We start from the raw sequence: 17,758 nt of genomic DNA on the forward strand, positions 1-17,758 counted from the left end.
GGACGGACCCAGGACGGACCGGGGACGGACCAGGGACGGGATCGGGCTCAAGTGCGGGCAATATGGCCCCGGTGTCCTAGCTCAGACACCAGCCGCAAAGTAGGTCGCGGGTAGCCGGACTCGCCCCGTTTCCGGGTCCTGGGCGCCGTCGTTGGTCTGATGGAGTGATCGAGGCCAAAGGGGCGGGCGTGCGGCAAAGATGGTCGCCAGAGGAGCTGTTGGCGAACTGGACGTTGGTAGACGGCGACTGGGACCTGGTGGCGAACAAGAGCGGGGCGACCCGGCTGGGCTTCAGCCTGTTGCTGAAGTTCTTCGAGCTGGCGGGCCGGTTCCCCGATGTGCTGGATGAGGTCCCGCCGGCCGCGGTGGAGTACGTCGCCGTTCTGGTGAAGGTCCCGGCCACCGACTTCGTGAAGTACACGTTGGTCGGCCGGACTGCCGAGTACCACCGCAAGCAGATCCGTGAGGCCCTGGGGTTTCGGCCGTCGACGGTCGCGGACGAGAAGTCGCTGACCGAGTGGCTGGCTGTGGAGGTCTGTCCGGTGGAGCTGGTGGAGGACCGGCAGCGCGAGGCTCTGCTGGTGGAGTGCCGGGCCCGGAAGATCGAGCCGCCGGGCCGGACCCGGGTCGAGAAGGTACTCGCCGCGGCGCGGGGCAGGTGGGAGAAGACGTTCTGCGTCCGCACGATCGGCCGCCTGGGCGAGGCGGGCACGGCTCGGCTGCTGTCCCTGGTGGCCGAGGACAACGAGGCGGGTACCGCCCTGCTGGCCACGCTCAAGCGCGACCCGGGCGCGGTCGGCCTGGACTCCCTCCTGACGGAGATCACCAAGCTTAACGACGTGCGCATGCTCGGGCTGCCTGACGGGCTGTTCGCGGACTGCTCGGAGAAGCTGGTAGCCGCTTGGCGGGCGCGGGCGATCAAGATGTACCCCTCGGACTTCCGCGACACGAGCGAGGACGTACGGATCACCCTGCTCGCGGCGCTGTGCTCGTCCCGTCAGGCAGAGATCACGGACGCTCTGGTTGACCTGCTGGTCGCTCTGGTCCACAAGATCAACGCTCGTGCCGAGCGGCGGGTGGAGAGGCAGCTTACCGCCGAGTTGAAGAAAGTCCGCGGCAAGGAGGGCATCCCCTTCAAGCTGGCGACAGCTGCCGTCGACAAGCCCGACGAGGTCGTCCGCCGGGCCCTGTTCCCGGTGGTCGGGGAGAAGACGCTGCGCGAGCTGGTGGCCGAGGCAAAGGCGAACGAGAAGGTTTTCAAGGCCAAGGTCCGCACCACGCTCCGGTCGTCGTACAGCTCGTACTACCGGCAGATGCTGCCGCCGCTGCTGAATACGCTGGGCTTCCACTGCAACAACACCGCCTACCGGCCGGTGATGGACGCGATGAAGCTGCTGAAGAAGTACGCCGACATCGACGGCAAGACCCGCTTCTACGACGTCGGCGATGAGGCACCCATGGACGGTGTGGTGCGCAAGGAATGGCGCGAGGCGGTCGTCGACGACAAGGGCAAGGTCGAGCGAATCCCCTACGAGCTGTGCGTCCTGGTCGCGCTGTGGGACGCGGTTCGCCGCCGCGAGATCTACATCGGGGGTGCCGCCCGCTGGCGAAACCCTGAGGACGACCTGCCCGGCGACTTCGAGGCCACCCGCGCTGTGCACTACGCCGCGATCCGTCAGCCGCTGAACCCAAGGGCGTTCATCGCGGACCTGAAGAAGCGCATGACCGCGGGCCTGGACCGGTTCTCCGCCTCGCTCGCGGACGGCAGCGCGGGTGGGGTGAAGGTCACCATTCGCAAGGGCGAGCCGTGGATCACCGTTCCGAAACTGGAGCTGCTGGCCGAGCCCACCGGCCTGGCGGACCTCAAGGACGAGGTTGCACGCCGCTGGGGCGTCCTGGACCTCCTGGACGTGCTGAAGAACGCCGACTTTCTCACCGGATTCACCGAGGAGTTCTCCTCGGTGGCCGCGTACGAGCGCATCGAGCGTGACGTTCTCCAGCGCCGCCTGTTGCTGGCCCTCTTTGCCCTGGGCACGAACATGGGCATCCGCGCGATCGTGGCGACCGGCGAGCACGGCGAGAGTGAGGCCGCGCTGCGGCACGTCCGGCGGCACTTCATCACGGTCGACAACCTGCGGGCCGCCGTCACCAGGCTGGTGAACTCCACCTTGGCCGCCCGAGACACGGCATGGTGGGGCCGCGGCACCGCGTGCGCGTCAGACTCGAAGAAATTCGGGTCCTGGTCCTCGAACTTCATGACCGAGTACCACGCCCGCTACGGCGGCAACGGCGTGATGATCTACTGGCACGTCGAGCGGAAGAACGTCTGCATCTTCTCCCAGCTCAAGAGCTGTTCGTCGTCCGAGGTCGCCGCGATGATCGAGGGCCTGCTGCGGTACTGCACGGACGCCGAGATCGAGTCGAACTACGTCGACACCCACGGTGCGAGCGTCGTCGGGTTCGCCTTTACCGAACTGCTCAACTTCCGCCTGCTGCCGAGGCTGAAGAATATCGGCAGCATCCGCCTGTACCGCCCGGACGACGCCCCGCCCGGCTGGCCCGCGCTCGGCGCCTCGCTGACGCGGCCGATCCGCTGGGAGCTGATCGAGCAGCAGTACGACCAGATGGTGAAGTACGCGACCGTGCTCCGGCTCGGGACAGCGGAGGCAGAGCAGGTACTGCGGCGCTTCACCCGCGGTGGCCCCAAGCACCCCACCTACCAGGCCCTCGAAGAACTCGGCCGCGCCGTGCGCACGATCTTCGCCTGCGACTACCTGGCCAGTCCCGGCCTGCGCCGCGAGATCCACGGCGGGCTCCAGGTCGTGGAGAACTGGAACAGCGCGAACACCGTGCTCCACTACGGCAAGGACGGCGCCCTGACCGGCCCAGACAAGGAGCACGCTGAGACGTCGATGCTCGCCCTGCACCTGCTCCAGTCCGCGCTCGTGCACGTCAACACCCTGCTTATGCAGCAGGTCCTGGCCGAACCGGTGTGGGCGAAGAAGTTGAGTGACGAGGACCGACGCGGCCTGACCGCGCTGTTCTGGTCGAACGTCAACCCGTACGGCACCTTCCGCCTGGACATGAGCAAGCGCATCGACCTGGGGCCGGCCACCATGCCCCGCCCCCGAACCCCGGCGGAGGCCGCCGACCGATCGAGCACGGAGATGCGATGAAGGACTTCGCCGACCTCACCGACCCCTAGATGAACGAATCCGCGCGGCGGGCACCGTGGGCCGGTCACGGTGAGCACATCGCCGGGCACCCCCAGGACTGCCGACCAGACGGCGGCGGACTCGGCACCCGGGACGGTGAGGGATGGTTCCGGCGCTGGGTCCGGGTGTATTGGCTCGGCCTCACCGCCCGGGCCATTGGCCCTTGTCACATGTTTTTGAGGTCGTCGGCAACGGTGGAGGTCGAGGTGTGGAGGATGGCGTCGAACGCCTCAAGGATGGGGGTGTGGAGGTAGGCGCTTTGGATCCGGATGCGGTCGGGGCCCGGGGCAAGGTCGGTGTTTCGATCTGCCTCGTGCCGGCGTGCCTGGTGGAGATCGGCGATGCTGAGCCCGAGTTCGGCGTCGGCGAAGGCGGCTTCGATGCTTCCCGGTTCGGCCTGCTCCAGCGCGGTGGCGTCGATGGTGAAGCCGAAGGGCGTGTTCTCGTCGCGGGGCATGTCCGCGGTATGTCCGGTGGTGCTCACCAGGCCTAGGGCGAAGTAGTCATCGCCGAGCGTGCGGTGCAGGTGCTGTCCCATGGGGAGTCCCGTGAGGTGACCGTTGAAGGCCACCGGTGTCTTCTGGATGTGGGCGTTGTGAGCCGCCAGCACGACGCGGGTCCCGGGTTCGAAGCGTCCCAGGTGCCACAGGACCGACTCGGCCATGTAGACGTCGCGGGCTGAGGTGTCGGCGGTCAGCCCTTTGCCGGCGAAGAGGTCGGCCATGGCGCGGAAGGTGTAGTCGGCGTGGCAGGCGCCTTCGAGTCGGCGCACGGCGATGTCGTAGCTGTGCTGGTCGCCGCGGGAGACATACAGCGGTTCGACGGAGCGGAACCGGATGAGCAGGCGCGTCAGGGTCGCGCTGAGGGCGTCCTGTTCGGCGGTGGCCAGACGTCCCCACGCGGGCGCGGCGACGGCCGCGGAGCCACCGGCGAACGATTCGGCGATCCGTATCGCCTCCTGGACGACCGGCAGGGTTTCGGGATCGATCCGGCGCAGGTAGTCGGCGACCGGGGCCAGGGCGGGAAGCAAGGACCCACCGGCCGCCGGGATGTCAATGCCTGTGAAGCGCACCGGTGTTGAGGTGGTTCGGTTGTGCCGGCGTATCCAGCGCAGCGGCTCGTCGACTCCCACGGGGATTGTCCCGGCGAGGTGCGCCGACAGGTCGTCGTCCGTTCCTTCACCCTGGGCCCACGCGTCAAGGGGGAAGCCTTCGCTGAAGCCGTACTCGAAGGCCAGGACGGTGAATCCGCAGCGCTCGGCCAGGAACCGCAGGATGCGCTCTCGCATGGCTGCGAACTCGTTGATGAAGTGGGAACTTTCGCCGATCGCGACGACACGTGCGTCGCCGATGATGGCGCGCAGCGGCTCCAGATCGTCGAGTGGTGCCTCGGGATCGAGGTGGTCGAGGGGGACGGCGTGGGTGCGAAGCCAGTTGGCGATCGGGTTGTGGTGGAGCGAAGCAGGCATGCTGACAGCTCGATTCTCGGTGCTGGAATGGTGGATCGTGGATAGGGGGCGGGTTACCGCGCAGGTCGTCCTGGGCCGGGTTCGTTCAACGGTCCGTGGCGCTGGGGGTTGTTGGGTCCAGATGTTCGGTTTCCACGTGCCCGGGTGCCGCGTTCTCCAGGTCGTCGATGCTGCCGGACATGATCGTGCGGATGTGTTCGGTGATGTGCTGGAGCGGCCAGTCCCACCAGGCCAGGGCGAGGAGGCGGTTGATGTCGGTTTCGCTGTAGCGGCGGCGGATGAGGCGGGCGGGGTTGCCGCCGACGATGCCGTAGTCGGGGACGTCGTCGACGACGACGGAGCCGGAGGCGATGATCGCTCCGTGGCCGATGCGGACGCCGGGCATCACCGTGGCCCGGTAGCCGAACCAGACGTCATGGCCCACCGCGGTGTCGCCTCGTCCGGGCAGGCCGGTGATGAGGTCGAAGTGTTCGGCCCAGGAACCGCCCATGATCGGGAAGGGGAACGTGGAGGGGCCGTCCATGCGGTGGTTGGCGCCGTTCATGATGAACCGCACGCCCTCGCCCAGTGCGCAGAACTTGCCGATGACCAGCTTTTCCGGCCCGTAGTGGTACAGCACGTTGCGGGTCTCGAAGGCGGTCGGGTCATCGGGGTCGTCGTAGTAGGAGAAGTCTCCGACCTCTATCAGCGGCGAGGTGATCAGCGGTTTCAGCAGCACCACTCGCGGCTGCTCGGGCATCGGGTGCACCACGGTCGGGTCGGCGGGAACAGGCGGCATTACGAATTTCATCCTTCCTGAGCGATGTCTGCGGGGCCGGAGGACCTCAGCACGTGGCGGCGGACGTATCTGTCGCCTGTAAGGCCAGATGGGCGCCCCGCCAGTGCCGACGCAGCCCGCGGTCATGGCTGACGATGACGAGCGTGCCGTCGTACCCGCTCAGAGCGGTTTCCAGCTCCTCGGCGAGGGCGGGCGAGAGATGGTTGGTAGGTTCGTCGAGCAACAGGACATCCGATGGCGCACTGAGTAATCGCGCCAGGGCCAGACGCTGCAGCTGCCCGGTGGACAGCCGGCCGACTGGCACCGCGAGCTGTTCGCGGTCGAACAGACCGAGGGACAGTAGTTGTCCGGCGTGTCCGGCGGCCTCTCCTGTCCGGCCACGGGCGAAGGCGGCCAGCACGGTCTCGGCCGGTTCCTCAGGCCGCGGTTCTTGGGGGAGGTAGCCGATCCTGCCGCGGCAGGTGACGCTTCCGCTGTCGGGAGTGATGTCCCCGGCCAGGACGCGCAGCAGGGTGCTCTTGCCCGCTCCGTTCGGTCCTGTGATCAGCAGGCGCTGGCCCGCCGTGACGGACAGGCAGGTACGGGCAAGCCGATCCGTGACGGCGATGTCGGCGGCGTCGAGTACGACGCCCTGTAGGCGGCGGGTCCGCAGTACGGGGGTGAAGCGCAGTGGCTCCGGCGGGGGCGGAACCGGGTCGGCAAGGAGGCGGCGCAGCCGTTCCTCGGCGTTGCGCACCCGGCTGGCCAGCGATTGCTGCACGCGGCCGCCTGCCCGGTTGTAGGCCAACTTGTTGCCGTCCTTCATCGGACGGCCGGGGGCCACCTGGCGGGCGGTGGTCGCGGCTGCCTCGCGGAGCCGGTCGATGTCGGCCCGCCACTGGTCGTACGCCTGGGCCCAGCGCTGCCGGGCAGCCGCCTTCTCGGCGAGGTAACCGGTGTAGCCGTTGCCGTACCGCACCACGCGACGCGTGTCGCCGTCCACCTCCAACAGGCTGGTCGCAACCCGTTCGAGGAAGACGCGGTCGTGGGAGACCGTCACGGTGGTGCCCCGCCGTGCGCGCAGGTGCTCTTCCAGCCAGCTCAGGGCACCGTCGTCGAGATGGTTGGTCGGCTCGTCCAGCAGTAGCACCTCCGGCGCCGCCGCCAGGCAGGCCGCCAGTCGTAACCTGACCCGTTCTCCGCCGGACAAGCTGCCCACCGTACGGTCACGGCCCACCAGCCCCAGGCCCAGTCCGTACAGGGCACGTTCCACGCGGGCGTCGGCGTCGAAGCCGCCGCGCACCTCGAAGACCGTGAGCAGTTCGCCGTATTCGGCCATGCCGGACTCGTCACCGTCGGCCATCGCGGTCTCCAGACGGCGCATTCGCTGCTCGACCGCACGCAGATCGCTCAGCCCCCGGTCGATGACCTGCTGGACCGTCGCCTGCGCCGCCAGTTGCTCGTCCTGGGCGAAGTAGCCGACCCCGCCGGTGGCCTGGACGACCACCTCGCCCTGGTCGGGCCGTTCACGCCCGGCGAACAGGCGCAGCAAGGTTGTCTTGCCCGATCCGTTCTCACCGATGACCCCGGTGCGCTCGCCCGCGGCGAGCGAGCAGGTCACCGAGTCAAGAACGAGCCTGCCGTCGAAGGACTTGCTGATGGCGAGTGCAGTGAACTGTGTGGGCATGCAGAGACTCCAAAGCATTCGAGAACGAGGCGGCCGTCGAGGGTTGCGCGGCCGGGCGAACGCTTCGGAAGAGCATCGATCACTCCACTAGTGCGACAACTGCTGCTTTAAGATCTTGCCATAGCGACGACGCCCGAGCAAAGGTATTCAGCGATGACTCCCACAGACCCAGGACCGGAAGCCACCCCTCCGCCGCCGACCCGCCGCCGACCCGGGGGTCGCACCGCCCGTATTCGTCAGCAGGTGCTCGACGCAGTCGTCGCCGAACTTGGCGAACACGGTTATGACGGGCTCACCACCGACGCCGTCGCCGCCCGCGCCGGCGTGCACCGCACAACGGTGTACCGGCGCTGGGGGGACGTCGGCGGCCTGCTCGCCGACGTTCTCGACGCGGCGTCCGATGACGACTGGCAGCCACCGGACACCGGCTCATTGGAAAGCGACCTGGCAGCACTGAACCAGGAGATCCACACAGCCCTGACTGCACAGCCACCGATCATGGCAGCACTGATCGCCGCCTCGTTCCGCTCCGAGAAAGCCGCCGAGGCCCAACAGCGGCTCTGGGAGGACCGGTACGCCCGCTGCGAAATCATCGTCAGCCGGGCCGTCCGGCACGGCGAACTACCGCCGCACACTGACGCCCGGCAACTGCTCATCGCGGCCACCGCACCGCTGTACCACCAACTGGTGCTCCTCCGCACGACATCCGACCCGCAACTGCCCGGCCATGCAGCCAGAACCGCCGCCCTCGCCGCAGCCGCCGGCGCCTTCGCCGAGCCCCCATCAGCATGCAGTGTCTGAGCAAGACTTCGCCGGCTCCGCACTGCTTGCAGTAGTTCGTTTCGTAGGCGGTCGCTCATGAAACACCCAGCCGGGACGTCGGTCACCTGCGGCGATCATGTTTCATGAGTTGTTGCAAACAACTGGACACCTGAAACACCCTCATGAAACAGTCCGGGGTCGTGAGCGACGACTTCAAGCGCGTGGAATCGCACGACTGCCCGATGTCCACCTGCGCCGCCCCGGCGGGCTCCCCGTGCCAGACCGGCAAAGGCAAGGTGGCCATCCAGTACCACACAGCCCGCTTCCGCCTCGTGCCCCAACTCGCCAAGGCCCTGAGCGTGCCGACTCCCGCCGTACGTAAGCCAGGCTCGGCGTGGACCGAACTGCCCGGGCCCGTGCGCGCCGGCGCCGAACCGGTCGGCCACGTCCGCCTCGGCTACGCCCGCGCATCGACCGCCCGGCAGTCCCTCGACGCACAACTCGACTCGCTCGGCGAGGCCGGGGTCACCCGGGTCTTCTCCGAGAAGATCTCCACCCGCGCCACCAAGCGCCCCGAGCTGGAGGCCGCCGTGAAGCTCGCCGGGGAGATCCGCTCCTCCGGCGTCGCCGTGACCCTCGTCGTCCGCGAACACAAACGGCTCGGCCGCGGCATCGAACTCGCCATGCTCGCCGAGGAGCTGAAGGCGAGCGACGTCGGCCTGGAGTTCCTCACCGGTGAGCTGAAAGGCTCGCACGACCCCTCCGGCATCGTCTTCACGGTGCTCGCGGCCATGTCCGGGATGGAGCGTGAGTACATCCGCGACCGCACCCTCGAAGGCCACGAGTCCGCCCGTAAGCGCGGCAAGACCATCGGCGGCGCTGGCGTCACCGACGACGACATGCTGTCCATGGCCCTCCACCTGCGCGACCAAGAAATGAGCCTGCGCGACATCGCGGCCCGGCTCGTCATCACCACCGGGAAGAAGAAGGGCCAGCACCCCTCGCCTGCCACCGTCATGCGGATGCTGCGGGAGCACGACGAACAGGCCGCCACAGCGGCGAGCACGTGATCATCCGGCTAGTTTGCGGCTGGTGTCTGAGCTAGGACTCCAGGGCCAATATGGAGGACAAAATTGTTGACAATCGTGACGTACAGGAAGAACGTCTGCTGGATGGCGTGCTTGTGGGGTCCGGTCTCGATGAACACGCCGGTGTCGATGGCGAGATCGGCGGCGCGCAGGATGTCCTCGCGGGTGTCGGTGGCGAAGGCGATGTGGTGCAGCCGACCGCTGGAGCCCGTCCAGTCCTCGGTGTAGACGACGTCGTAGGACTTGTCGGTGAAGGTCAGCCAGCGGGCCGCGATCCTGCCGCTGTCCAGCCGGATCTGCTCGGTGGGCCGGGCGCCCAGCATCTGTTGCTGGAACTCGGCGTTGGCGAGCACATCGGAGGCCAGGAAGTTGATGTGGTCCAGGCGGCGCACGCCCACGCCCCGGTCGGGCTTGGCCTGCGGCTGGTTCTTCAGCGCGGGTCTGAGAGCGTCGGGGGCCCGGTAGTGCTCGCTCTCCCAGTAGAGCGCGTGCTCGTGCCCGTCGGGGTCGGTGGTGACATAGAGCGTCTCGGAAACTCTGTGTGTGCCTGAGGGTTTCAGGCTTTTCGGGCGCGGCGTGGCCGTGTGCCGTCACGGTGGGGTCCGAACCTCGGGGTGAGGGGGTGGACTTCGGTGGCGTGCGTGTGGTGGAAGCCGGTCCGCTCGGCGGCGCGGGTGCGCTGTCGACAGGTTTCGTGTGAGAGCCGTCTCCCGCTGCCTGGAAGGGGTTGTTCCGGGCGGCGGGGGGCGGGTGCTCCATGACCTGGCGCCTGCCCCGGGAAGGGGGTGGGTGTCTGGGTGTCATGCCCCGCCGGACGCTTTACCGCCCCGGTGGGGGTGGTGGCGGGGACCGTACGTACTTCTGGCGTACGGCGGGTGGTCTTCGGTCGGCGGGTCGGTGTGGGGCGGGCTTTGGCCGGGGTGGTCTTTGGTCCGGCCGGCTGGACGGGGAGGGTTTGTGCGCGGTGGGCGTGGCGCATGCGGCGGGTGGTCTTCTTCGGTCGGCGCGCCACGGTGACGGGGCCGTCGACGGTGGTGTGGATGGTGCGGGTGCCGGTGGCACGCTGGGTGAGGGTGTGGGTTTGGGCGAGCAGGCCGCGGGAGACGATGCGTCGGGCGGCGGCGTGGTCGCGGTCCAGGGACAGGTCGCAGCCGGTGCAGTGAGCCCATTTCCATCCGCGTTCGCCGAGCCGGTCGGGGGCGGGGTGGTGGCCCAGTGTTGCCAGGCACCGTGGGCACAGGGCGGAGGTGCCGCGCGCGGGAACCGCGGCGACGGTCAGGCCCCTCTTGGCGGCCAGGTGCCGGATCGCTTCGGCGAGGGTGCCGCGGATCTGCCCGGACAGCCGGGCGTTGCCCCGGCGCCTGCCGCGGGTTTCCAGGGTGGCCAGGTCTTCGAGGTAGATCACGGACGCGCCGAGCGCGGCTGCCTGGTCGACGGCCCAGCGGGCGGCGGACCAGGCCAGCGCGTCATTGAGGTGGCGGATGCGGGCGCAGACCCGTGCATGCTCGCGCTCCAGCGACGCCGTCCGGTCAAGGAGTTCGTCCCGGGCGCGGTGCGCGGTGCCCAGGCCGGTCGTCAGTGCCCGGTAGTGGTCGCGTTTGGCTGCAAGGTGTTCGCGGTGGGTGCGCAGCCGGTGCAGTTTCGCGCTGATCGCGGTGGCGTCGTAGATCAGGGGACGGCCGTCCGTGAGGACCCGTGCCGTGGCGCCGCCCCCGGTCAGGCGGCCCACCGTGCCGGTCAGCAGGGTGTTCACTCCCCAGTCGAAACCGACCGCCACGGTATGTCCGGTGGCTTCGCCGGTGGCCACCGGCCGTGAGTGCGGCAGGTCCACCGCGATACGCCCGGTGCGGGTGGGGCGCAGGGTCGGGGAGTGCAGGGCCGCGTCCGCCTCGACGGTGACCGGCAGACGCAGGTCGATGACGTGCCAGGCCCAGTCGCGGCGGGAGGCGGGCGCGGCACAGAGCGGGAGCTTCACCCGCAGCCGGGCCCCTGCATCGCCCACGCGTTCCAGGGAGGTCTGCTGGCGGTCCATCGCCGCCAGCAGTACCACAGCGGCCACCGCCGGGGGCTCCTCCAGCTCGCACAGGCCCGCGGGCAGGCACCCGTCATGAGCGCGGGCGAAGTCGCGGATCTGCCGGGTCCGGTTACGGATCTCAGCCGCACTCGTCCCGGCGGGCAGCACCTCCCGCAGGGTCGTCCACTCCGCCCGGGTACGCCGGGAGGGATCGGCGGGCCACGTCGCCAGCAGCGCCCCGACCACGGCCCGATGATGCAGGGCCAGACGCAGCGCGCGGGCAGCCTGCTCCTCACCAGCCCGCCGCACCCGGTCCGACACATACACCACCATCCCACCAGCCCCAGCACACTCAGCAGGAGCAGGAGCAGGAGCAGGAGCAGGAGCAGGAGCAGGAGCAGGAGCAGGAGCAGAAGCCGGGCCAGGAGTGTTCCAGCCCAGGCGGCGCAGTGCCATCCAGCCCTTGGCCGGCAGCGCCTTGCCCCGCTCGTCCACCCCAGCGGCCAGCACCTCCAGCGATGTCTCGTCCCACCGGGCCGCGACCAGCCGGGCGGTGAGGTCCCGGCACAAGCCGGCCAGGAAACCCACCCGTTCGTACAGCACCCGCTGCCCGACCCTGTGCCCGCCGTCCTCGACGACGGCCCGGAAAGCGGTACACGTCGCCGTCGCCGTCAACCTAGCCACAGCCACCCCCCGCCCGCACAGCTTCGGCTTCGGGCGCAGCAGGGCCTCCTGGACCTCCGATGCCCCTACCGGACCCAGAAGCGCCCATTCTCTCGCCGGCCTCGGCCAGCAACCGCCGCCGCGCCTCCCGCGAGCGCAGCCCGTACATCCGTCCAGCGAAGGTGGCCACCAGGGACATGAAGTCGTCCAGCAACTCTTCCATCCCCCCGGCCGTACCCCTGGCATGCAGGACCTCGACCGCCACCCCGCGATGAGCCAGCACCTCGATCAGCCAAGCCGCACCGAACCGGGCCAGGCGGTCACGATGCGTGACCCGTACATGAGTGAACTCCCCCGCCGCAGCCCGCTTCAGCAGCCGGTCAAGCCCCGGACGCGACTCCCGCAACCCCGAGGCCCCGGTCCCGGACCACCGCGACCACCACACCCGAAGCCGAGGCCCGCAGCTCCGCCTCCTGCGCAGCCAGCGACGACTCCTGCCCACTGGTACCCGAAACCCGAACATACAGCGCCTCACGCCGCTCGACCGACGCCGCACTCCCCGCCAACGCGTCCAACGCCTCAACGGAAAAACGCCGTTCCCGGCCCACCCACACCGCCGCAACCTTGCCCTCGTTCGCCCACAGCCGCAGTGTCCCCGGGTGCACACCCACCCTGCGCGCGGCCACCGCCAAACGAAGAAGCTCCATGACCACGGACCCTACGACCGCCGCATCACCAGACAGCCCGAACCAGCATGAACCCCACACCATCGCATGACACGCCATCAGGCTGTCTACAAATCCACGACAACCCTGCTACGCAGCATCAACCAGGATCCATAAGCGAAGCACGCAACAGTTGAAGAGCCTGCCGATGCCGGGCTCGTCCTCGACCCAGCGGCCCGTACCGCCCGCCTCCTCGATCGCCCTCACTCGGCGGTGGAGGGCCTCCTCGCCTGAGGCGCGCAGGGCGAGCCGGCCGAGTCCGGGCCGGTCGCGGGCGGTGACGGCCAGGCTTGTGGTGCTCATAGTCGTCGAAGGTCCGCAGATAGACCGTGTCACCGTGCCGCCCGTTCACCGTGAGTCCCAGATAGTCGGTGAAGAAGGCGACGGTGGCGTCCGGTTCCCTGCCCCACATGCTGGAGCAGAAGGCCCTCGGGATCACTCCCGGCCAGGCCGGCGACCTCGGCAGCTATGCCACCTTCGGCATGCTGGTGGGCGCCCTGACGGCAGGCACGGTGGCCGACCGCATCGGCCGCAAGAAGCTGATGGTCGTCTGTCTGACGCTGTTCTCCCTGGCCTCCGCGGTGTGCGCGCTCTCGGGCGGCGTCGCGGTCTTCGGCCTCGGCCGCACCCTGGCCGGCGTCGGCCTCGGCGGACTGCTGCCCACGGCGATCAGCATGGTCTCCGACTACGCCCGGGGCGGCCGCGTCGCCCTCACCGTCGGCGCGCTGATGACCGCCCACCATGCGGGCGGCATCCTCTCCGCCTATGTGGCCAAGTGGCTGGTGGAACCGGCCGGCTGGCGCGCCGCGTTCTGGGTGTGCGTCCTTCCGCTGCTCTTCGCCCCGGTGCTCGCCAAGGCCCTGCCCGAGTCGCTGAGTTTCCTGGTCGCCAAGGGCCGTGCCGAGGAGGCCCGCGCCCTGGCCGACCGCTATGAGATCGAACTGCCCGCAGCCGCGGGCCGGACCGCCCCGGGCGACCGCTGGAACGCCCTGGCCGAACTGTTCCGCGGCCGCGAGTGGGTCCAGACCCTGCTGTACTGGCTGGCCTCCTTCGGCGGACTGCTGCTCGTCTACGGCGTCGCCACCTGGCTGCCCACCCTGATGCGCAACGAGGGCTACAACCTCGGCTCCGCCCTGACCTTCGTGGTGCTCTTCAACCTCGGCGGCATCGTGGGCATGCTGATCGCCGGCCGCGCCTCGGACCGCTTCGGCGCCCCGCGTATCTCCGCCATCTGGTTCGCACTCACCGCCGCCGGGGTCTTCCTGCTCAGCGCACGGATGCCGCTGGGCGTGACCTTCCTGGTCGTCTTTCTCACCGGGGTGTTCCTCAACAGCGCACAGACCATGATCTACGCCACGGTGTCCATCGGCTCGCCCCCGGCCAACCGTGCCACCGCCGTCGGCTGGACCTCCGGCATGGGCCGCTTCGGCGCCGTCTTCGGCCCCTGGCTCGGCGGACAGCTGCTCGCCACGCACCACGGCGACTGGGGCTTCACCGCCTTCGCGCTGGCCGGAGTGTCGTCCATGGTCTTCATCGGGCTCGCCGCGCTGCGCTCCTCCCGGCGGGGCGGGGTCCGGGTGTCGCCCGCCCCGGCGGTCCCGTTCCCGCGAGGGTGACAGAAAGTTACTTGAGTCAGGCAACGATATGATAGGCTGGTGAGTATGCGCACTCCACAGCCGTCCTCAGACCCCGCCTCGCCGGAAGTGAGCGAGATCGAGCGAGCGCTTTATCGCGTCAGCTATCTGAGCACGCGCACCCGGCAGCACGACCGGCTGATGGCACTGGCCGGGGTGCCGCTGGACCGCGCGGCGGTGGTGCTGCTGCGGCAGATCTCCGACTCGGAGCCGCTGCGCCCGGGGGAGCTGGCCCACCGGCTCGGCGTGGAGGCCTCCCATGTGACCCGGCAGGTGCAGCAGTTGGAGAAGGCGGGGTATGTCTCCCGGGTCCCCGACCCGGACGACCGCCGCGCCCAGCGCATCGAGCTCACCCCGCTCGGCCAGGGGGCCAGCAAACGGATCCGGGACGCGGGCGTCCGTGGGATGCAGGCGGCGCTGGCCGCATGGTCGCCCGAGGACCTGGGGCAGTTGGCCGTCCTCTTCCACCGTATGGTCGACGACTTCCTCGCCTACGCCGAGACGGAGGCCGAGGCCGCCCCGGGTTCCCTCGCGGACGCGCTCCCCGAGGCCTGACCCGCCGCTCCGCCGACGGGCGGCCCCGGCCCGCCGCTCCCGCCCGGCACGCGTCGCCGCCACCGCGGCACTCACGGTGATCTTGCGGGTCGGAGGCGTTCGGCCTACGGTCACGGTGTCATGGGGCCCACCCGGGTGCGCTCCGCGCGCACCCCCGCCGGAAGCCGGACCGTCGTCCGGCGCGCGCGACACCTGCGGACGAAGTGCCCGTCGCACGGGGATCATGTGCGAGGGCCACCATGGCCCCGACGAGGCGCCCGAGGCGCCCGCCACACCTACGGAAGGCAGCAGCACCATGGCGCAGGAAGTACGCGGCGTGATCGCCCCAGGCAAGGATGAGCCGGTCCGGGTCGAGACCATCGTCGTACCGGACCCGGGGCCCGGTGAGGCGGTGGTACGGATCCAGGCCTGCGGCGTCTGTCACACCGACCTGCATTACAAACAGGGCGGCATCAACGACGAGTTCCCGTTCCTGCTCGGCCATGAGGCGGCCGGGATCGTCGAGTCGGTGGGCGAGGGTGTCGGCGACGTCGCCCCAGGCGACTTCGTGATCCTCAACTGGCGCGCGGTGTGCGGCATGTGCCGGGCCTGCCGACGCGGACGCCCCTGGTACTGCTTCGACACCCACAACGCCAAGCAGAAGATGACGCTCGCCTCCACCGGCCAGGAACTCTCCCCGGCCCTCGGTATCGGCGCCTTCGCGGAGAAGACGCTGGTGGCGGCCGGGCAGTGCACCAAGGTCGACCCGTCGGCCGCCCCGGCCGTCGCGGGCCTCCTCGGCTGCGGTGTGATGGCGGGCATCGGCGCCGCCATCAACACCGGAGGCGTCGGCCGGGGCGACTCGGTCGCGGTCATCGGCTGCGGCGGCGTCGGCGACGCGGCGATCGCCGGATCGGCCCTGGCGGGCGCGGCGAAGATCATCGCCGTGGACATCGACGACCGCAAGCTCTCCACGGCCAAGGAACTGGGCGCGACCCACACCGTCAACTCCAAGGAGAACGACCCCGTCGAGGCGATCCGCGAGCTGACCGGCGGCTTCGGCGCCGATGTGGTCATCGAGGCGGTCGGCCGCCCGGAGACCTACCGGCAGGCCTTCTACGCCCGCGACCTGGCCGGCACCGTCGTCCTGGTCGGCGTTCCCACCCCCGAGATGAAGCTGGAGCTGCCGCTGCTCGACGTCTTCGGTCGCGGCGGCGCCCTGAAGTCCTCCTGGTACGGCGACTGTCTGCCCTCCCGCGACTTCCCCATGCTGATCGACCTGCATCTGCAGGGGCGGCTGCCGCTGGAGAAGTTCGTGACCGAGACCATCGCCCTCGACGAGGTCGAGAAGGCCTTCGAGCGGATGCACCACGGCGATGTGCTGCGTTCGGTGGTGATGCTGTGATGACCGCGCGCATCGACCATCTGGTCACCTCCGGCACCTTCTCCCTGGACGGCGGCACCTGGGACGTCGACAACAACGTCTGGATCGTCGGCGACGACCACGAGGCCGTCGTCATCGATGCTGCCCATGACGCCGACGCGATCGCCGAGGCCGTCGGCGACCGCCGGCTGCGGGCCATCATCTGCACCCATGCCCACAACGACCACATCGACGCGGCCCCCGCGCTCGCCGACCGGACGGGCGCGGCGATCTGGCTGCACCCGGACGATCTGCCGCTGTGGAAGATGACCCACCCCGACCGCCTCCCCGACCACTGGCTGGCCGACGGCCAGGTCATCGAGGCGGCGGGCACCGACCTCACGGTCCTGCACACCCCCGGCCACGCACCCGGCGCGGTCTGCCTCTACGACGCGGGACTCGGCACGGTGTTCACCGGCGACACCCTTTTCCAGGGCGGTCCGGGCGCCACCGGACGCTCGTACTCCCACTTCCCGACGATCGTCGAGTCGATCCGTGAACGGCTGCTGACCCTGCCGCCCGACACGGTGGTTCGCACGGGACACGGCGACACCACCACCATCGGCGCCGAGGCACCCCACCTGGAGGAGTGGATCGCCCGCGGCCACTGATCCGGCCCCGCACCGGACCACCGCCCGAAGCGACGTCTCGAGCGACGTCTGAAGGCGCCCCGAGGCACGCCCGATGACGCACCTGAGGGAGCGTCATCGGACGACGGGCGGAAAACACGACAGAAGATGTCCGGCTTCCGCGCCATCCTCCTCGGAGGGGTTCCACGAGCGCGGAGGTCGGACATATGTCGAGGTCGTTGGAGGGCAAGGTCGCCCTGGTCGCCGGGGCGACCCGGGGCGCGGGTCGGGGGATCGCCGTGGAGCTGGGCGCGGCCGGAGCCACGGTCTATGTGACCGGGCGCAGCACCCGCGAACGGCGCTCCGAGTACGACCGGCCCGAGACCGTCGAGGACACCGCAGAATTGGTGACCGCGGCGGGCGGACACGGCATCGCCGTACCCACCGACCATCTGGTCCCCGCCGAGGTGCGTGCCCTGGTGGACCGGGTCGACGACGAGCAGGGGCGCCTGGACGTCCTCGTCAACGACATCTGGGGCGGCGAGAAGCTCTTCGCATGGGACACCCCGGTGTGGGAGCACGACCTCGACGGCGGGCTGCGTCTGCTGCGGCTCGCCGTGGACACCCACGCCATCACCAGCCACCATGCGCTGCCCCTGCTGCTGCGCCGACCCGGCGGTCTGGTCGTCGAGATGACCGACGGCACGGCCGAGTACAACCGCGACACCTACCGGGTCTCCTTCTTCTACGACCTGGCCAAGGCGGCGGTGCTGCGCATGGCGTTCGCGCTCGGGCAGGAACTCGGGCCGCGCGGGGCCACCGCCCTCGCGCTGACCCCCGGCTGGATGCGGTCCGAGCTGATGCTCGACCTGTTCGGGGTGGCGGAGGGGAACTGGCGCGACGCCCTGGAGCGCGAGCCGCACTTCGCCATCTCCGAGAGCCCGTACTTCGTCGGCCGCGCCGTCGCCGCGCTCGCCGCGGACCCCGGGGTGTCCCGCTGGAACGGGGGCTCCCTCTCCAGCGGGCAGCTCGCACGGGAGTACGGCTTCACGGACCGGGACGGCAGCCGGCCCGATGCCTGGCGTTATCTGGTCGAGGTCCAGGACCCCGGGCGACCGGCGGACGTGAGCGGCTACCGGTGAGGTGACGGGGCGTCCGGATGCCGGTACCCGCGGGGCGGACACGGCCCGATGCGGCGGCCGGGGCCTTAGGGTGGGCA

The 17,758-nt window shown here is 69.8% G+C and carries 13 protein-coding genes and 3 pseudogenes; 8 read left to right on the forward strand and 8 right to left on the reverse strand.

The window, feature by feature from the left end:
* The first annotated feature begins 188 nt into the window (after nt 1-188).
* Nucleotides 189-3,176 (forward strand): Tn3 family transposase, encoded by a 2,988-nt coding sequence (locus CP978_RS32315; RefSeq protein WP_043446902.1) that lies wholly within the window; start codon nt 189-191, stop codon nt 3,174-3,176.
* A gap of 205 nt (nt 3,177-3,381) precedes the next feature.
* Here CP978_RS32315 and CP978_RS32320 read toward each other — a convergent pair whose 3' ends face one another.
* From CP978_RS32320 to abc-f, 3 genes are all read right to left on the reverse strand, one after another.
* Nucleotides 3,382-4,683, reverse strand: a complete 1,302-nt coding sequence (locus tag CP978_RS32320; protein ID WP_043446903.1) for an erythromycin esterase family protein — start codon at nt 4,681-4,683, stop codon at nt 3,382-3,384.
* An 85-nt stretch (nt 4,684-4,768) separates the two neighbouring features.
* A complete protein-coding gene (locus CP978_RS32325) occupies nt 4,769-5,461 on the reverse strand; it encodes a CatB-related O-acetyltransferase (RefSeq protein ID WP_052454423.1) in 693 nt (230 codons plus the stop codon).
* A 46-nt stretch (nt 5,462-5,507) separates the two neighbouring features.
* Nucleotides 5,508-7,127 carry a ribosomal protection-like ABC-F family protein gene (gene abc-f, locus CP978_RS32330; RefSeq protein WP_063839095.1) on the reverse strand — a complete coding sequence of 540 codons (1,620 nt, stop codon included), beginning with the start codon at nt 7,125-7,127 and terminating at the stop codon, nt 5,508-5,510.
* Nucleotides 7,128-7,280: 153 nt separating this feature from the next.
* Here abc-f and CP978_RS32335 point away from each other — a divergent pair, with 153 nt between their 5' ends.
* Nucleotides 7,281-7,928, forward strand: coding sequence for a TetR/AcrR family transcriptional regulator (locus CP978_RS32335; RefSeq protein ID WP_043446905.1), 648 nt, complete (start codon nt 7,281-7,283; stop codon nt 7,926-7,928).
* Nucleotides 7,929-8,089: 161 nt separating this feature from the next.
* Nucleotides 8,090-8,959: a recombinase family protein gene (locus tag CP978_RS32340; RefSeq protein WP_043450088.1), complete on the forward strand. Its 870-nt coding sequence runs from the start codon at nt 8,090-8,092 to the stop codon at nt 8,957-8,959.
* A gap of 77 nt (nt 8,960-9,036) precedes the next feature.
* Here the strand turns inward: CP978_RS32340 and CP978_RS32345 are convergent.
* From CP978_RS32345 to CP978_RS32365, 5 genes and pseudogenes are all read right to left on the reverse strand, one after another.
* Nucleotides 9,037-9,501: pseudogene (locus tag CP978_RS32345) on the reverse strand (VOC family protein); the annotation flags it as partial.
* A gap of 32 nt (nt 9,502-9,533) precedes the next feature.
* Nucleotides 9,534-11,324, reverse strand: a complete 1,791-nt coding sequence (locus tag CP978_RS32350; protein WP_052454424.1) for a zinc ribbon domain-containing protein — start codon at nt 11,322-11,324, stop codon at nt 9,534-9,536.
* 343 nt (nt 11,325-11,667) lie between these two features.
* Complete coding sequence (locus tag CP978_RS36495) at nt 11,668-12,099, reverse strand: recombinase family protein (protein ID WP_227745571.1); 432 nt, start codon at nt 12,097-12,099, stop codon at nt 11,668-11,670.
* On the reverse strand, nt 12,035-12,361 hold the full coding sequence (locus CP978_RS35100) for a helix-turn-helix domain-containing protein (protein WP_158508375.1): 327 nt from the start codon (nt 12,359-12,361) through the stop codon (nt 12,035-12,037). The genes CP978_RS36495 and CP978_RS35100 overlap by 65 nt, the downstream gene beginning before the upstream one ends.
* 153 nt (nt 12,362-12,514) lie before the next feature.
* Nucleotides 12,515-12,773: pseudogene (locus CP978_RS32365) on the reverse strand (VOC family protein); the annotation flags it as partial.
* 7 nt (nt 12,774-12,780) lie between these two features.
* Here CP978_RS32365 and CP978_RS32370 point away from each other — a divergent pair.
* From CP978_RS32370 to CP978_RS32390, 5 genes and pseudogenes are all read left to right on the forward strand, one after another.
* Nucleotides 12,781-13,995 (forward strand): annotated as a pseudogene (locus CP978_RS32370) (MFS transporter); the annotation flags it as partial.
* 45 nt (nt 13,996-14,040) lie between these two features.
* Complete coding sequence (locus CP978_RS32375) at nt 14,041-14,568, forward strand: MarR family winged helix-turn-helix transcriptional regulator (RefSeq protein WP_079162432.1); 528 nt, start codon at nt 14,041-14,043, stop codon at nt 14,566-14,568.
* A gap of 295 nt (nt 14,569-14,863) precedes the next feature.
* A complete protein-coding gene (locus CP978_RS32380) occupies nt 14,864-15,952 on the forward strand; it encodes an S-(hydroxymethyl)mycothiol dehydrogenase (protein ID WP_043446909.1) in 1,089 nt (362 codons plus the stop codon).
* Nucleotides 15,952-16,581 carry an MBL fold metallo-hydrolase gene (locus CP978_RS32385; protein WP_043446911.1) on the forward strand — a complete coding sequence of 210 codons (630 nt, stop codon included), beginning with the start codon at nt 15,952-15,954 and terminating at the stop codon, nt 16,579-16,581. The genes CP978_RS32380 and CP978_RS32385 overlap by 1 nt, the downstream gene beginning before the upstream one ends.
* Before the next feature lie 185 nt (nt 16,582-16,766).
* The gene (locus tag CP978_RS32390; protein WP_043446912.1) at nt 16,767-17,681 is read left to right on the forward strand and encodes an SDR family oxidoreductase; all 915 of its coding nucleotides are present in this window, start codon (nt 16,767-16,769) and stop codon (nt 17,679-17,681) included.
* The last annotated feature ends 77 nt before the right edge of the window (nt 17,682-17,758 follow it).

Source organism: Streptomyces nodosus, from assembly GCF_008704995.1.
Classification (GTDB): domain Bacteria; phylum Actinomycetota; class Actinomycetes; order Streptomycetales; family Streptomycetaceae; genus Streptomyces; species Streptomyces nodosus.

Bases quoted from the DNA above. Each gene is read 5' to 3' on its own strand.
- CP978_RS32320 (WP_043446903.1), bottom strand. From the start codon at position 4,683: ATGCCTGCTTCGCTCCACCACAACCCGATCGCCAACTGGCTTCGCACC.
- CP978_RS32325 (WP_052454423.1), bottom strand. From the start codon at position 5,461: ATGCCGCCTGTTCCCGCCGACCCGACCGTGGTGCACCCGATGCCCGAG.
- abc-f (WP_063839095.1), bottom strand. From the start codon at position 7,127: ATGCCCACACAGTTCACTGCACTCGCCATCAGCAAGTCCTTCGACGGC.
- CP978_RS32335 (WP_043446905.1), top strand. From the start codon at position 7,281: ATGACTCCCACAGACCCAGGACCGGAAGCCACCCCTCCGCCGCCGACC.
- CP978_RS32350 (WP_052454424.1), bottom strand. From the start codon at position 11,324: ATGGTGGTGTATGTGTCGGACCGGGTGCGGCGGGCTGGTGAGGAGCAG.
- CP978_RS35100 (WP_158508375.1), bottom strand. From the start codon at position 12,361: ATGGAGCTTCTTCGTTTGGCGGTGGCCGCGCGCAGGGTGGGTGTGCAC.
- CP978_RS32375 (WP_079162432.1), top strand. From the start codon at position 14,041: ATGCGCACTCCACAGCCGTCCTCAGACCCCGCCTCGCCGGAAGTGAGC.
- CP978_RS32380 (WP_043446909.1), top strand. From the start codon at position 14,864: ATGGCGCAGGAAGTACGCGGCGTGATCGCCCCAGGCAAGGATGAGCCG.
- CP978_RS32385 (WP_043446911.1), top strand. From the start codon at position 15,952: ATGACCGCGCGCATCGACCATCTGGTCACCTCCGGCACCTTCTCCCTG.
- CP978_RS32390 (WP_043446912.1), top strand. From the start codon at position 16,767: ATGTCGAGGTCGTTGGAGGGCAAGGTCGCCCTGGTCGCCGGGGCGACC.